14 protein-coding genes are annotated in these 15440 nt (G+C 60.9%); 12 read left to right on the top strand and 2 right to left on the bottom strand.

What is annotated here, in order from left to right; translation table 11 throughout:
* Nucleotides 1–51 precede the first annotated feature (51 nt).
* Nucleotides 52–2364: a penicillin-binding protein 1B gene (gene mrcB / locus BN1079_RS15715; protein WP_037026057.1), complete on the bottom strand. Its 2313-nt coding sequence runs from the start codon at nt 2362–2364 to the stop codon at nt 52–54.
* A 153-nt stretch (nt 2365–2517) separates the two neighbouring features.
* On the opposite strand from mrcB, the gene BN1079_RS15710 reads away from it, so the two are divergent.
* The 3 genes from BN1079_RS15710 to BN1079_RS15700 all read left to right on the top strand — a co-directional run bounded on the left by BN1079_RS15710 (nt 2518) and on the right by BN1079_RS15700 (nt 5425).
* Nucleotides 2518–4077, top strand: coding sequence for a bifunctional aminoglycoside phosphotransferase/ATP-binding protein (locus BN1079_RS15710; RefSeq protein ID WP_037026056.1), 1560 nt, complete (start codon nt 2518–2520; stop codon nt 4075–4077).
* A 172-nt stretch (nt 4078–4249) separates the two neighbouring features.
* Nucleotides 4250–4516, top strand: coding sequence for a TfoX/Sxy family protein (locus BN1079_RS15705; RefSeq protein ID WP_037026055.1), 267 nt, complete (start codon nt 4250–4252; stop codon nt 4514–4516).
* A gap of 111 nt (nt 4517–4627) precedes the next feature.
* Nucleotides 4628–5425, top strand: coding sequence for a cyclic nucleotide-binding domain-containing protein (locus tag BN1079_RS15700; RefSeq protein WP_037026054.1), 798 nt, complete (start codon nt 4628–4630; stop codon nt 5423–5425).
* A gap of 198 nt (nt 5426–5623) precedes the next feature.
* Here BN1079_RS15700 and BN1079_RS15695 read toward each other — a convergent pair whose 3' ends face one another.
* Entirely contained in the window at nt 5624–6508 is an 885-nt protein-coding gene (locus BN1079_RS15695; protein WP_037026053.1) for a ChaN family lipoprotein, read from the bottom strand.
* A 126-nt stretch (nt 6509–6634) separates the two neighbouring features.
* Here BN1079_RS15695 and BN1079_RS15690 point away from each other — a divergent pair, with 126 nt between their 5' ends.
* From BN1079_RS15690 to fis, 9 genes are all read left to right on the top strand, one after another.
* Entirely contained in the window at nt 6635–6961 is a 327-nt protein-coding gene (locus BN1079_RS15690) for a Rieske (2Fe-2S) protein (RefSeq protein WP_037026052.1), read from the top strand.
* Nucleotides 6962–7232: 271 nt separating this feature from the next.
* On the top strand, nt 7233–9002 hold the full coding sequence (locus BN1079_RS15685; RefSeq protein ID WP_037026051.1) for a protein-disulfide reductase DsbD: 1770 nt from the start codon (nt 7233–7235) through the stop codon (nt 9000–9002).
* A gap of 169 nt (nt 9003–9171) precedes the next feature.
* Complete coding sequence (aroQ, locus tag BN1079_RS15680; protein WP_037026049.1) at nt 9172–9615, top strand: type II 3-dehydroquinate dehydratase; 444 nt, start codon at nt 9172–9174, stop codon at nt 9613–9615.
* Between the two features lie 77 nt (nt 9616–9692).
* Nucleotides 9693–10148, top strand: coding sequence for an acetyl-CoA carboxylase biotin carboxyl carrier protein (accB, locus tag BN1079_RS15675; protein ID WP_037026046.1), 456 nt, complete (start codon nt 9693–9695; stop codon nt 10146–10148).
* 17 nt (nt 10149–10165) lie between these two features.
* Nucleotides 10166–11515, top strand: a complete 1350-nt coding sequence (gene accC / locus BN1079_RS15670; RefSeq protein WP_037026044.1) for an acetyl-CoA carboxylase biotin carboxylase subunit — start codon at nt 10166–10168, stop codon at nt 11513–11515.
* Nucleotides 11516–11623: 108 nt separating this feature from the next.
* Nucleotides 11624–12505, top strand: coding sequence for a 50S ribosomal protein L11 methyltransferase (gene prmA, locus BN1079_RS15665; protein WP_037026042.1), 882 nt, complete (start codon nt 11624–11626; stop codon nt 12503–12505).
* A 92-nt stretch (nt 12506–12597) separates the two neighbouring features.
* Nucleotides 12598–13800 (top strand): DUF3426 domain-containing protein, encoded by a 1203-nt coding sequence (locus tag BN1079_RS15660; RefSeq protein WP_037026040.1) that lies wholly within the window; start codon nt 12598–12600, stop codon nt 13798–13800.
* Nucleotides 13801–14039: 239 nt separating this feature from the next.
* The gene (dusB, locus tag BN1079_RS15655; RefSeq protein WP_037026038.1) at nt 14040–15053 is read left to right on the top strand and encodes a tRNA dihydrouridine synthase DusB; all 1014 of its coding nucleotides are present in this window, start codon (nt 14040–14042) and stop codon (nt 15051–15053) included.
* Nucleotides 15050–15370 carry a DNA-binding transcriptional regulator Fis gene (gene fis, locus BN1079_RS15650; protein WP_037026036.1) on the top strand — a complete coding sequence of 107 codons (321 nt, stop codon included), beginning with the start codon at nt 15050–15052 and terminating at the stop codon, nt 15368–15370. The genes dusB and fis overlap by 4 nt, the downstream gene beginning before the upstream one ends.
* Nucleotides 15371–15440 lie beyond the last annotated feature (70 nt).

Below are 15440 nucleotides of genomic sequence, written 5' to 3'. Positions count from 1 at the left end.
TCATAATCGTTTCATGCAGCCTACAGGGTTGCTTCACGCAGCAGGCGCGGCTCAGCGTAACCACCCGCGCACCCAATCCATCACCGATTCGCCAGGTGCTGGAACACCGCAGCCTGGTCCCGGGGTCGGCTCACTGCCGCGAATATAGGGCATCTGCACCGCGCCAGGACAATTCTCCGCCGACCCCTGTCCGGTCTCGGCATCGATCCAGGCCATGACGACGTTTTCCGGCATGGCCATTTGCAACGGCAGCGGATCGGCACGGCGCATGAAGTCAGCCCAGACCTGCAGGGCACCAGTGGCACCTGTCAGCGATGTCTTGCCGTTGTCGTCACGCCCCAGCCAGACCACCGCCAGCAGATCCTGACTGAAGCCGGCAAACCAGCTGTCACGAGAATCGTTGGTGGTGCCAGTCTTGCCCGCCAGCGTCAGCGACCTTGGCACATGGTTGTAGACCGAGCGCCCGGTACCCTCAAGCATGGCACGCTGCATGGCGTACTGAGTCAGATAGATCGCCCCGGCATCGAAACGCTGTTGGATCTTGAACGGGTAGCGGCTTAGCGGCTCACCATCGGCCGCAACGACACTGCGGATGCCTCGCAACGGTGTGTTGAAACCGCCGTTGGCAAGTGTCTGGTACATGTCCGCCACCTCGATCAGGCGCAAACCGCCCGCCCCCAGCAGCATCGAGGGATAAGCCGGCCATTGCGGCGAAGCACCCAGCCGCTCCAGCGTCTTGAGCACATGTGGCACACCCAGATCCAGGCCCAACCGTGCCGTAGACAAGTTGTAGGAGTTGGCCAGCGCCTGATAGAGGTAAACCGAGCCATGGGAGTTGCGGCCATAGTTCTGCGGACGCCATACCTGACCATCGGCTCCCTTGACCGAAAACGGCTCATCTTCCAGCAAACTGGTGAGGGTGTACTGGCTGGGCTTTTCCAGCGCCGCCAGATAGATCGCCGGCTTGATCAGCGAGCCGATGGGTCGCGACGCATCCAGTGCCCGGTTGAAGCCGGCAAATCCTGGCTGGCGACCGCCCAGCATCGCCTGCAACTCGCCGGTTTCCGGATTGGTCACCAGCATCGCCCCTTCCACGCCCTCGGCAGCCTTGCCGAGGCGCTTGAGCGTTTCGGTCATGGCCTTCTCGGCCTTAACCTGCAGGATCGGATCGAAGCTGGTGAAGATGCGCAGGCCTTCTTCGGTCAGATCCTCGTCGCGGTATTCCTCGCGCAACTGGCGTTTGACCAGATCGAGAAACGCCGGATAAGAGCTGTCGGCCAGGCTGCCGCGCGGTGTCACACCTAGTGGTTTCTGCTTGGCCGCAGCTGCTGCCTCGGCATCAAGAACCTGCTGCTCGACCAGAAGATCAAGTATCAGGTTGCGGCGCTCCAGTGTCCGCTCCGGATGGCGACGCGGGTTGTAGTAGGTCGGCCCCTTGACCATTCCAACTAGCAGCGCGACATGCTGGACCTGCAGTTCACGCAGCGGACGACCGAAGAAATACTGGCTGGCCAGGCCGAAACCATGGATCGCGCGTCGACCATCCTGGCCAAGAAACACCTCGTTGAGGTAGGCCTCGAGAATTTCGTTTTTGTCGTAGTGCAACTCGAGCAAGACCGCCATCAGCGCCTCGGTGGCCTTACGAGTGAGGCTGCGCTCATTGCTCAGATAGAAGTTCTTGACCAGCTGCTGAGTCAGGGTACTACCGCCTTGCCGCACGCCACCTGCACTCAGGTTGACCCAGGCGGCACGAGCAATGGACTTGGGCGAAACACCAAAATGATCGAAGAACTCACGATCCTCGACCGCTACCAGAGTCTCTACCAGGTAAGGCGGCGCCTGCTCCAGCTTGATCAGGATGCGATCTTCGTTATGCGCCGGATAGAGTCCACCAATCACCAGAGGCTCGAGCCGCGCTACCGGCAGTTCGGCGTTATTGGCACGGGTAAGGCCTGCCACGAAGTCGCCCGAAAAACGCACGCGAATACGCTGTGACTCCTCGACCCCCTCATAGAACTGGAACCCACGCGTATGCATCTCGACGGTGTTGCCGGCAACCGAAATCACCCCCGGCCCATCGACAGTGCGCTCACGCCGATAACCCAGCGCGTCGAGCTCCATCAGGAAATCTTCCTTGTCGAGCTTCTGCCCGACGAAGAGCTCAAGCGGCCTGGCAAAAACCGTCGCCGGAATGGTCCAGCGCTTGCCGGAAAACTTTTCCTGAACCACTGCATCCAGATAAACAGCGACGCCGGCGAAGATCACCAATGCCACTAGAAATAGCTTCAGGAGCCAGCCAAACCAGGGCTTGGAGCCTCTGGGCCGGCGTTTTGAACGGGAGCGAGAAGAGCGTGCTTTAGTCATGGCGGCGGATTATACGCACTTTGACCTTCCGAGAATGCGGCCTCCTGGCGGTTTGCAGGGTGCTCTCGGATAGACATAATGATGCGTTTTCCGACTATGTGAGCGGGTTCCACTCTCACACCATCCCGCACAACAGACTTACAAGGAATGACCGTGAGCCAAGCACTGATCGCCGCCCTGCAGAATCCGGCCCTCTATTCACATCCGGTCGACGGCTTCCGGGTCATCGAAACCCATATTTCATGGGTCATTCTTACAGGCGCCTATGCCTATAAGATGAAAAAGCCCGTGGATTTCGGCTTTCTTAACTTTACCGAACTGGCTTCGCGCAAACATTTCTGCGAGCAGGAACTGCTCTTGAACCAGCGCATGGCGCCCGAGCTCTATCTGCAGGTACTGCCGATAACCGGCACCCTTGATGCCCCAATCATCGGCGGCGAAGGCGAGCCCATCGAATATTTGGTGCAGATGCGCGAATTTCCGCAAACCCAACTCATGGCCGAAGTTCAGGCGCGGGGCGAGTTGACCGACGCCCACATCGATGCCCTCGCCGAAAAAATCGCCCAGTTCCATCAAAGCATCCCGCCAGTAGAGGCAAACCATCCGCTGAACAGTGCCGAAGCGATCGTCGCGCCAATGCGGCAGAACTTCGAGCAGATCCGCCCGCTCCTGACCGAGGCGGCCGATCTCCAGCAGCTAGACGCACTGATCGACTGGACCGAAACCAGTATCGAGCGCCTGTACCCCTTGTTGGAGCAGCGCAGCCAGCAGGGCTACATCCGCGAATGCCACGGTGATTTGCACCTCGGTAACGCCGCCATCATCAACAACAAGGTGGTTCTGTTCGACTGTATCGAATTCAACGACCCCTTCCGCTTTATCGACATCGCATCCGACGCAGCCTTTCTGGCCATGGACCTTGAAGACCGCGGCCTGAAATGCCAGGCGCGCCGTTTCCTCAATGGCTGGCTGGAGCGCACCGGCGACTACGCCGCGCTGGAGCTGATCAACCTGTACAAGGCTTACCGCGCGCTGGTCCGGGCCAAGGTCAGCCTGTTCCGGCTTTATCAGGAGCAGGATGCCGTCGAGCGCAAGGTGGTCGTCCGCCAATACCGCAGCTATGCCAACCTGGCTGAAAGCTACAGCGCCATACCCTCGCGTTTCCTGGCCATCACTCATGGTGTTTCGGCATCCGGCAAAAGCCATGTTGCCCTGCGACTGGTCGAGGCGCTGGGCATGCTCAGGCTGCGCTCGGATGTGGAGCGCAAGCGTCTGCATGGTGAACAGCAGGAGCAGTCTACCGGCCTGGGCGCCGGCATCTACAGCGCGGAAGCTGGTGAAGCTACCTATCAGCGCCTGCACACACTGGCCGAAGCAGCCTTGAATGCAGGCTTTTCGGTGGTGATCGACGCCACCTATCTCAAGCAGGAGCAGCGCCAGGCTGCCTGGCAAGTTGCCGAGGCCACCGGCGTACCTTTCCTGATCATCGACTGCGAAGCGGCAGATGCGGTGATCGAGCAGTGGCTCGCCCAGCGACAAGCCGAGGGCAGCGACCCATCCGATGCCACCATGGAGGTGGTCAAGGCTCAGCAGGCTTCACGCGAGCCTCTGAGCGAGAGCGAGCGCCTGCTCAGCCGACGTCTCGATACTGCCGATGCTTCCAGTCTGGACAGTCTGCTGGCCGCCATTCGTCAACGCCTACCCGGGCTCTGACGAGCCCCAGTAGAGCCGCTACGACTTACCGTCCCCGGCCGCGCGGGCAGAACCCGGCGCGGCTTCTATACTGTTGGTACCGCCCGCTCGTTCGGCGGGCGGTTTAACAGCGGCGCAGTCCTTGCGGGCCGCCCCACTTCCTCATCGGCCAGTCAGGCCGTCAGGGGACGCCATGCACGACGAATTGCTGACTTTGAAAAACCTCGGCAAGACTTCCGCACAATGGCTGCATGCATCGGGCATCCATACTCTGGATGATCTTCGCCGGCTGGGCGCGGTAGAGGCTTATCTGGCGGTCAGAACACGTGGTTTCAGCGCCTCGCGGGTGTTGCTCTACGCAATCGAGGGCGCCCTGCGCGATCTCGACTGGAAAGCTCTTCCGGCCTCGGTCAAGGATGAATTGAACCAGCGTCTGAACTCTTCTCACCACACCAACTAGAGCTAGCTCACAACCCGTGCGCGGAGCGATTTACTCCGCCCCTGCGCGACGATTATTGTTGGCGCCCGCACCGTTCAACTTCGTAAGCTCGTTTGTTCAAGGATTGCCGTCATGTATCTACTCGGAGAACAGCCAGCCTACGCCGACCGTCTGATCAACCGCCTGCAAGAGATTCCCGCACAGCTGCTGGATGGCCTGGCACCTTCAGGCGCAACTATCGAGATCGGCAGCTCCGAAGATCTCAACGAGGAACTGCACACGCAGCAGCTGTTCATCATCGAAAGCGGGCTGCTGCATGCTCTGGTTGACGAAAGACCGCTGTTCTACCTGCAGGAAGGCGATCTTCTGGGCCTGCGCCAAGGCCACGAACTTCCCCATTGCCGTTACCGCAGCGATGAGTCGATTAGGCTGATCCCCTATTCACGCGCCGCCGCATTCCAGCATATCCATGCCGCCCCGCAGCGCCAGGAGCTTTTCACTCAGTATCTGATCGGCCAGACGGCGCTGCTGACCGATGCTCTGGCACGCCTAAAGCAGCCCGAGATCCAGCCCACCACAGGCTTCCAGCATTTCGCCGCCGGCGAGGAGTTGATCCGCCAGGGAGACGACGCAGAGGACGTTTTCATCATCATCGAGGGGCATGCCGTCGCCATTGTCGACGGGCAGAAGGTTGGTGACGTACAGCGTGAAGAAATCTTCGGCGCGATGGCCGTGTTCACCCATGAAAAGCGCAGCGCCACTGTCTTGGCCACCACCCCATGCACCGTCATGGTGATCCCCAAGGAGCAGTTTCTCAGCCTGATGCAGAGCAACCCCAAGATCGCCCACAGCCTGATTGAAAGCATGGCCCGGCGTATCGACTTGCTGAATAGGGAAGTTACCCAGTTGCGCCTGCCCATCACCGCCTGAGCCTGCTGGCAAAAAGATCGGATTTATTTTCAGAGCACTCGTTGACATCGAAATGAGAATTGTTATTATTCTCTCAACTGATCGCGAGATCAGCCGGTATCTGAAGGCTCCAGGCAGTCGATCTTTCAGTTATCTCCTCATCAGGCTAATCACGGTTTTGACCCGGCTCTTGCCGGGTCTTTTTTTGCCTGCAGAAATTCATCCAGCCTTGTCACGCCATTGAGCACAGTGATCCTGTAGCGGCTGTGACGGAGTGAACCAGACGAAGTCAGCCTGCTCGGCCTTCACGCTTTCGCCCACCTCGGCAAGTATCAGCACACGCACCTCAGCAGCGCTCGCCTGCCCCTGAAGATGCAGCGGCACCCCCAGATCACGCCGTACATGGAAGGCACCGGCCAGCAGCATCGCCGGCTTCGGCGCAGCAATCAGCTGCTGCGCCATGCGTCTGTCACGCTGCTGCTGAACGGCGAGCATCGCCGGCAAGTGGGCCTCGGGAAGCATTTGGCAATGTGACACCCGAATCTGCTCCTGCAATGCCTCCTGCACCTCAGCCGCGGCAGGAGCGCCACTAAGCGAAGGCACCTCGCGATAGATTCGGGATATCTCCTCGGGGTCCAGATTTGCCTGCAACAGCGGATAAGGCTGGGCCAGCCCGTACTCGAGCAGCGGCGCATACAGCGCCCAGTCCCAGCCTTGCTGCCAGCTCAGCGCTTCAGGCAGGTCGGCAGGGCGCTCACCCTGTCTGATCCGAGCCTGCACCTCGCCCACCTTCTGTTGCTGATTCGGGGTGAGCATTTCCAACAGCACGCTGCCCTGCTCGCGCTTGAGGGCCAGAGCCTGCAGCAACCAGAGTTGCAGGGCGTGATGGTCGGGATTGTCATGACGCTCGCCCACCAATACCTGAGCGCTAGTCGCCAGTTCCTCCACCAGCTGCTGCGGAGTGAGCACCTTGCCACTGCGCAGATCGACGATCATACCCAGGTCGGCATGCCCCAACCCTTCGGGGCTCTGCCATTCGTGCAAGGGCGGAAGCGATTGGCAGCCGACGAGCAACGCCATAACCACGGGCAGCAGAAAACGCATCGGTAATCCTCGATAAGCAACGCCGACCAGGCTAGCCGGCAGAGTGACAGCACGATATCGATGGCGGCCCTGCATGAAAAGGTCAGCCTGGGCAATAATCCGCCCCTTTAAATGGAAGGTGTCTGCATGATTCGTTTATGCGCTGCGAGCGAGATCGGCGAAGGCCAGAGCAAAGGTTTTGAGGCCAACGGCCTGCGCCTGTTCGCTGTGCGCAAGGACGGCCTCCTTCATCTCTACGAGAACCGCTGCCCACACCGTCAGATTCCCCTGGAATGGCTTCCCGACCAGTTTCTCGACGGCAGCGGCAGCCTGATCCAGTGTGCGACCCATGGTGCGCTGTTTCTGATCGACAGCGGCGAATGCGTCGCCGGGCCCTGCTCGGGCCAATCCCTGCGGCCACTGCCCTTCGTCGAGCGCGACGGCATTATTTGGTTACTAAACGAACAGCCGTAACCAGCTGTAGAGTTCCTGGGCACAGCGACCGAGCGAGACGCAACAGCGGTCGGGAGCATAGTAGCAAGCTCAACACGGCGAAACCTGGTTCGCGGCATTTGGCGGTCTGGGATGGACTGTCAGCACCCGCTTCGCTCTTAACTAGCAAAAACGCACTCAGCGACAGGGGCTCGCCGGGCCCTTTTCAACGCCGCTGAGCGTGCGACGCTGCGCCCAAGCAGGCCTTTGCCGCCTTGGGTATCATGCGACCATTGTTACCTGCGAGATGACCATGCGCCGTTTGCTGAGTCTGCTAATCCTGCTGTTCGCCCTTCCCGCCTCCGCGAGCCTGTTCGACAGCCGCCCCAGCCCCACGTTGGGCGGGCTGAACAACAGTGCCGATTTCCTCCCGGTGCGCGAAGCTTTCCGCCTGAGCCTGGTGGACGCCAACTCGGAACGAATCCAGCTGCGCTTCATTGGTGCCGAAGGCTATTACCTGTATCGCCATCGCTTTCAGTTCAAGGCCGACGACCCCAGCGTGACTATCGGCGAGGCACAGCTCCCAGCAGGCGTAAAGAAGACTGACGAGTATTTCGGTGAAGTCGAAGCCTACTACGGCGTACTGGATATCAGCCTGCCGGTGCAGAACCCCGACAACAGACCCTTCACCCTTCAGGTCGGCTATCAAGGCTGCGCTGACAAGGGGCTCTGCTATCCGCCGGAAACCCAGTCATTCAAGATCGACGCGGACGGCAGCCCCGCTGTTAGCAGTAATACTCGCAGCGACAGTACTGACGTCTTGTCCTGGCGAGCGGTTGCACTGTTTTTTCTCGCCGGTCTGGGCCTGACTTTCACACCCTGCGTGCTGCCGATGCTGCCGATCCTTTCCGGTGTCGTGCTACGCGGCCAGACCGGCGGCATGCGCAGCTTCCTGCTCTCGCTCGCCTATGTCCTGCCAATGGCGGGGGGCTTCGCCGTGCTCGGGGCATTAATGGGCGTATTCGGCGCGGAGCTGAATCTGCAGGCGCGCCTGCAATCGCCCTGGATCCTCGTGCCTTTCGCGCTCTTCTTCGTACTCTTCGCCCTGGCCATGTTCGGGCTGTTCGAGCTGCGCCTGCCCCACTTCCTGAGCAGCCGCCTGGACCGCCTGGCCGGGAACGCCAAGGGCGGTTCGTTCATGGGCGCCGCACTGCTGGGGACCGTCTCCAGCCTGTTGGTTTCACCCTGTGTATCGGCGCCGCTGGCCGGCGCACTGCTTTATATCAGCGCCAGCGGCGATGCTCTGGGCGGCGGCCTGAAGCTGTTCGCTCTGGGGCTTGGCATGGGCGCGCCACTGGTATTGTTCGCCACGGGTGGCGGGGCACTCCTGCCCAAAAGTGGCCCCTGGATGGTCACGGTACGCAACGTCTTCGGTGTGCTGCTGCTGGCCGTGGCCGTGTGGATGCTCGAGCGCGTGCTGCCAGGGCCATTGGCACTGGCACTCTGGGGGCTGCTTGCTGCAGGCGCCGCGCTGTTCCTCGGCACACTTGAACTGACCACCAAAACGCCACGGCAGAAGCTCGCGCAACTGCTTGGCTTGGTTCTGCTGTTCTACGCCCTGGCAGCCTGGGTCGGGGCTCTGCAAGGCGGCTCCGATCCGTTACGGCCTTTGCCACGTACCACGCTGGCCGCAAGCAGCGGTGCCGTAGCCACGGAAAGCTGGCATACCGTCTCGACACCCGCAGCACTAGATGAGCAACTGCTGGCGGCACGTACTGCCGGGCAGCCGCTGGTGCTCGACTGGTATGCGGACTGGTGCATCAGCTGCAAGGTGATCGAGCGAGAAGTCTTTGCCGACCCGCTGATAGCCCCGCGCCTGGCCGACTACCGCCTGATCCGCTTCGACATCACCGATAGCAATGCCGAACAGCGCGCGTTGCTGGATCGCTACAAGTTGTTCGGCCCGCCCGCTGTGCTGTTCTTCGATGGTAGCGGGCAGGAGATGGAACAGGTTCGCGTAGTCGGCGAGGTAACCGCCGGGCAATTCGCTGAGCGTCTCGACCAGGCCGAGGCGTTGCGCTAGGGGCGCAACGATAAAAAACCCTGCAGCAAACTCCAGCCATAATGCGGGCATTTACGCCGATTGCAGCATGACTGGACAGTCAACCCCCGCTTCATGCATAGTTTTTCCCTTTTCCGGATCGGCCCGCCTTAAAAAGCGTCGCGACCGCGCATAAAAACAAGGAACAATCATGGCGACCTTGCTGGTCCTTCATGGCCCAAACCTGAATCTGCTCGGCACCCGCGAACCCGGTGTCTATGGTGCGGTGACGCTGGCACAGATCAATCAGGACCTCGAGCAGCGTGCCCGCGACGCCGGCCATCATCTGCTGCATCTGCAATCCAATGCCGAGTACGAACTGATCGAGCGCATCCACGCCGCGCGCAGCGAAGGTGTGGACTTCATTCTGATCAATCCAGCGGCATTCACGCATACAAGTGTCGCGTTACGTGACGCCTTGCTGGCGGTGAGCATCCCATTCATCGAAGTGCACCTCTCCAACGTGCACAAACGTGAACCTTTCCGCCATCGCTCCTACTTTTCGGATGTCGCGGTAGGAGTGATCTGCGGCCTTGGCGCCAGCGGTTATCGGCTGGCATTGGAGGCCGCCCTGGAACAACTCGCTGCTTCTTGACGGGCCTGTCCAATCAGGTACCTGGCCCGAAAAGCGAGCAGCAACACCCTTTGAACTTACCTGGGAGTCAAAGCTTCATGGATATTCGCAAAGTCAAGAAACTGATCGAACTGCTGGAAGAGTCGGGCATCGACGAACTGGAGATCCACGAGGGCGAAGAGTCGGTACGCATCAGCCGCCACAGCAAGCAAGTGGCCATGCAACAGCCGATCTACGCTCAGGCACCCGCCGCTCCGGCGCCAGCACCGGTTGCTGCCGCACCTGTCGCTGATGCTGCTCCGGCCGCACCCAAGCTCAACGGCACCGTGGTTCGCTCGCCGATGGTCGGCACTTTCTACCGCGCCTCCTCGCCGGAAGCCAAGCCGTTCGCTGATGTCGGCCAGAGCGTCAAGAAAGGCGACATCCTCTGCATCGTCGAAGCCATGAAGATGATGAACCACATTGAGGCCGAAACCAGCGGCACCATCGAATCCATCCTGGTGGAGAATGGTCAGCCGGTCGAGTACGACCAGCCGCTGTTCACCATCGTTTGAACCGCGGAGAGCCAGCGATGTTGGAAAAAGTATTGATCGCAAACCGCGGTGAAATCGCCCTGCGGATCTTGCGAGCGTGCAAGGAACTCGGCATCAAGACCGTCGCGGTGCATTCCACTGCCGACCGCGAGCTGATGCACCTGGCCCTGGCGGATGAGTCCGTCTGCATCGGCCCGCCCCTTGCTACCAATTCATATCTGCACATCCCGGCGATCATCGCCGCGGCAGAAGTTACCGGCGCCACCGCCATCCACCCTGGCTACGGCTTTCTCGCCGAGAACGCGGATTTCGCCGAGCAGGTGGAAAAGTCCGGCTTCGCCTTCGTCGGCCCGAAAGCGGAAACCATTCGCCTGATGGGTGACAAGGTCTCCGCCAAGAACGCCATGATCAAGTCCGGCGTGCCGGTGGTTCCCGGTTCAGACGGCCCGCTGCCGGAAGACGAAAAGGAAGCGCTGCGCATCGCTCGTGAAGTGGGCTATCCGGTGATCATCAAGGCCGCTGGCGGCGGCGGTGGTCGCGGCATGCGCGTGGTGCACAAGGAAGAAGACCTGATCAAATCGGCCAAGCTGACCCGCACCGAAGCCGGCGCGGCGTTCGGCAACCCGATGGTCTACCTGGAAAAATTCCTCGGCAACCCGCGTCACGTGGAAGTCCAAGTGCTCTCGGACGGCCAGGGCAACGCCATCCACCTCTACGACCGCGACTGCTCGCTGCAACGCCGTCACCAGAAGGTGCTGGAAGAAGCCCCTGCCCCCTACATTGACGAGAAGGCGCGCGCCGAAGTGCTCAAGCGCTGTGTCGATGCCTGCATCGAGATCGGCTACCGCGGCGCCGGCACCTTCGAGTTCCTCTATGAAGACGGTCGCTTCTACTTCATCGAAATGAACACGCGCGTGCAGGTCGAGCATCCGGTCACCGAAATGGTCACCGGTGTGGATATCGTCAAGGAGATGCTCAGCATCGCCGCCGGCAACAAGCTGTCGATCAAGCAGGAAGACGTGATCATTCGCGGCCACTCGCTGGAATGCCGGATTAACGCCGAAGACCCGGAGAAGTTCCTGCCGAGTCCCGGTAAGGTAAACCACTTCCATGCGCCAGGCGGCAACGGCGTTCGCGTCGATTCGCACCTGTACAGCGGCTACACGGTTCCGCCGAACTATGACTCGCTGATCGGCAAGCTGATCACTTACGGTGCGACCCGTGAAGAGGCCATGGTGCGCATGCGCAATGCACTGGACGAACTCGTCGTCGACGGCATCAAGACCAACATCCCACTGCACCGGGATCTGGTTCGTGACGAAGGCTTCTGCAAGGGCGGCGTGAATATCCACTACCTGGAAAAGAAACTGGGTATGGATAAGCACTAAGCTACACGCGATATGATGTGCACCCGAAGGGAGCGGCATTGCCGCTCCCTTTCTTTTTCCTACCGTTTAAGGCTTGCCGCCTGAAGCGGCTTTCGTAGGGAGTTTCGCATGCCCTGGTTACAACTTCGCCTGGCCATCTCACCGGAGCAGGCACCGGCCCTGGAAGACACCCTGCTGGAAATCGGCGCGGTATCAGTGACCTTCATGGACGCCGAGGACCAGCCGATCTTCGAGCCGGACCTGGGCACCACACCGCTGTGGTCGCACACCCACCTGCTGGCATTGTTCGAAGCCAATATCGATGAAGACCACCTGCTGGCCCACCTGCAGCTGCTGATCGGCGGTGAACTACCCGAACACCAGCTGGAACGTATCGAGGATCAGGACTGGGAGCGCAGCTGGATGGACAACTTCCAGCCCATGCGCTTTGGCCAGCGCTTGTGGATCGTGCCCAGCTGGCACGCCGCGCCGGAGCCGGACGCCGTCAATCTGCTGCTCGACCCCGGCCTGGCCTTTGGCACGGGCACCCACCCCACCACAGCCCTGTGCCTGGAATGGCTGGATGCCCAGCAACTGCAGGGCCGACAGGTGCTGGATTTCGGCTGCGGCTCGGGCATTCTGGCCATCGCCGCGCTGCTACTCGGCGCCGAACAGGCGGTCGGTACCGACATCGACATCCAGGCCATCGAAGCCTCGCGCGACAATGCCGGGCGCAACGGCATCGACCCGGCACGCTTTCCGCTCTATCTGCCCGAACAATTGCCGGACGGCCAGGCCGACGTGGTGGTCGCCAATATCCTCGCCGGCCCACTCGTGGAGCTGGCGGGGCAGATTGGCGAATGCGTCAAGCCTGGTGGTTTGCTGGCCTTGTCCGGCATTCTTGTCGAGCAGGCCGAAGAGGTACGCGCTGCCTATGCCGATAAATTCGACCTCGATCCCACCGCCGAAAAAGACGGCTGGGTACGAATCACCGGTATTCGCCGCCGCTGAACAATGCTCACGGCAGTGACGGCTACATGCCCACTGCCGTTCGGCAATACGCATGCGTTAGACTAACGCGCACCCAGCGTCGGAACCTCCGCATGACCAGCTTCATCACTCAATGCCCGCACTGCCGCACCAGCTTTCGCGTCAACCGCGCCCAGCTCGCTGCAGCCCGCGGCGTGGTGCGCTGTGGTGCCTGCATGGAGCTGTTCAATGCGCTTCAGCAATTGAGCGAGGAGGATAAGCTGCGCGCCCGCGCTGTCGAGCCACCCGCCAAGGTACCAGTCCAGCCCCCACCCGCAGCAAGGCCCGAAGACGACACCCTGTGGATTCACGACGATCTTGATCTGGACAGTCTCGACCTGGACGAGGAGCTGGCCAAGCTGGAGCGTGAGGAGCTGGAACTGGCCCGCGAGCTTCTGCAGCTGGAGCAGACAGAGTCCCAACCCGCGCGCGCAGACGATGAAAGCTGGACCGAACGTCTGCTGGAAGCAGAGACGGCGCAGACTTCCGCCAATGCAAACGTCGCAGACGTTGGAGATCCGCCCGAACAGGGGACAATGGCAAGCGAAGCTCCTCGCGAGGCCGCAACACCGTCTGTAATGCCGCCGCAAGCGGCCCTGCTCCAACCAACGGAGCGGCTGGAACCTTCGTTTACCGAGACCGAAGAAGCCGAGCCCGAATCAGCCGAGAGCCTGCCGATCGCCAACTCAGCGCCAGGAGCGCAAGTTCAGCCAAGCACGACGAAAGACCGTGACGCCTCGCTGTTCGAGCTTGAGGACGAGCCGCTGCAGCTGGACTGGGAGACCCGCCGCCGTCCCTGGGGCCGCTGGCTGGGCTGGGGTGCGCTTAACCTCCTGGCCCTGCTGGCACTGGCCGGACAGTACGTGGCCTACAATTTCGACGCTCTCGCACGCCAGGATCAATACCGCCCCTGGCTTGAGCAGCTGTGCCAGGTGGCGAGCTGCGAACTGCCCTCGCGAGTCGATATCGAGCAAATCAGAAGCAGCAACCTGGTGGTACGCAGCCACCCCGAATTCACTGGCGCGCTAGTGGTCGACGCGATCATTTACAACCGTGCGCCCTTCGCCCAACCCTTCCCCCTGCTGGAAATCCGCTTCACCGATATCGCCGGGCAGGTTCTGGCAAGCCGCACCTTCAAGCCTGGCGAATACCTCTCCGGCGAGCTGGCCGGCCAGCGCCAAATGCCTTCGCAAATACCCATCCACATCGCCCTGGACATCCTCGATCCCGGCACCCGGGCGGTCAGTTACAGCCTGGCCTTTCACTCGCCAGAGTAGCCGCGCTGGCAGGCGCAGCCCTCATCGGCTCGCCGCCCATCGCCCGAACGTGACAAGCCACTCTTCGGCTCTAAGCTGGTGACTGTTCAGATTTTGTTCAGCCCAAGCTTTAACCTGCCATACAGAGCGGGTATTATGCTCACCCTTTTTTACACCCCGATCGTAGGGGCTGTTGAGGTGTTTCAGCGCCTCCGCGTTGCGACGAAAAATCAACAGACCCTAGCTAGCAGGGAATTTTCATGTCAGCGGTACGCATCGGTCCTTATGCTCTTCCGAATCGACTGATCCTCGCGCCCATGGCTGGCGTGACCGATCAGCCGTTCCGCCAGCTTTGTCGGCGTCTGGGCGCCGGCTTGGTGGTCTCGGAAATGGTGACCAGCGACGTACGCCTGTGGAATAGTCGCAAGTCGCGCCTGCGAATGCAGCATGACGGCGATCCCGAGCCGCGTTCAGTACAGATCGCCGGTGGCGATCCGCAGATGCTGGCCGAAGCAGCCCGACGCAACGTTGAGATGGGCGCCCAGATCATCGACATCAACATGGGCTGCCCAGCGAAAAAGGTTTGCAACAAGGCGGCCGGCTCAGCGCTGATGAAGGACGAAGTGCTGGTAGCTAGTATTCTTGAAGCCGTGGTGGCCGCGGTGGATGTGCCGGTGACACTGAAGATTCGTACCGGCTGGGACAGAGAGAACAAGAACGGCGTTACGGTGGCAAAGATTGCCGAACAGTCCGGTATTGCGGCACTGGCCGTCCATGGTCGCACCCGCGCCGATCTGTACACGGGCGATGCCGAGTACGAAACCATAGCTCGCATCAAGCAGGCCGTATCGATGCCGGTATTCGCCAATGGAGATATCGACTCGCCGCTCAAGGCGCGACAGGTACTCGAGGCCACTGGCGCCGATGCGCTGCTAATCGGTCGCGCAGCTCAAGGTAGACCGTGGATCTTTCGCGAGATCGACCATTACCTCAGCACTGGCGAGCTTCTGCCTGCGCCGGAGCTGGATGAAATCGAAGGGATACTGCTCGAACACCTGGACGCCCTGCATGCTTTTTACGGCGACGTCATGGGCGTACGCATCGCGCGCAAGCACGTCAGCTGGTATCTCGCAACACAACCGGGGGCACGGGAATACCGTAGCCGATTCAATTGTTTGGAAAACAGGGACGCGCAACGCGCTAGTGTTCGGACCTTCTTCGAGGAGCGCCGAAACAGCCCTGACTCAAGGGATGAAACAGGGGTGGCCGCATGACACTGTTGAACGAAACACTGGCTATTGGAACCGCATCTGTGAGCGACAACCTTAACCTCAAACAGCACCTGAATACACCGAGCGAGGCGGGCCAGACCCTTCGCGCCAGTGTTGAGACCGCGCTGCACAACTACTTTGCCCATCTCGAAGGGGCCGAGGTCACGGATGTGTATAACCTGGTGCTCTCCGAAGTGGAAGCGCCCCTGCTGGAGACCGTGATGAACTACGTCAAGGGCAACCAGACCAAGGCCTCGGAACTGCTGGGCCTGAACCGTGGCACTCTGCGCAAGAAACTCAAGCAGTACGATCTTCTCTGAAGGCGCTGGAGCCTGAAGGGGCGTTGCCCGGCGCGACACCTATCTTCAGGCACAACCGCCCAGCTCACCA

Origin of the sequence: Pseudomonas saudiphocaensis (genome assembly GCF_000756775.1) — a bacterium.
GTDB classification, from domain to species: Bacteria; Pseudomonadota; Gammaproteobacteria; order Pseudomonadales; family Pseudomonadaceae; genus Stutzerimonas; species Stutzerimonas saudiphocaensis.
This window is presented reverse-complemented; position numbering and strand designations above follow the sequence as displayed.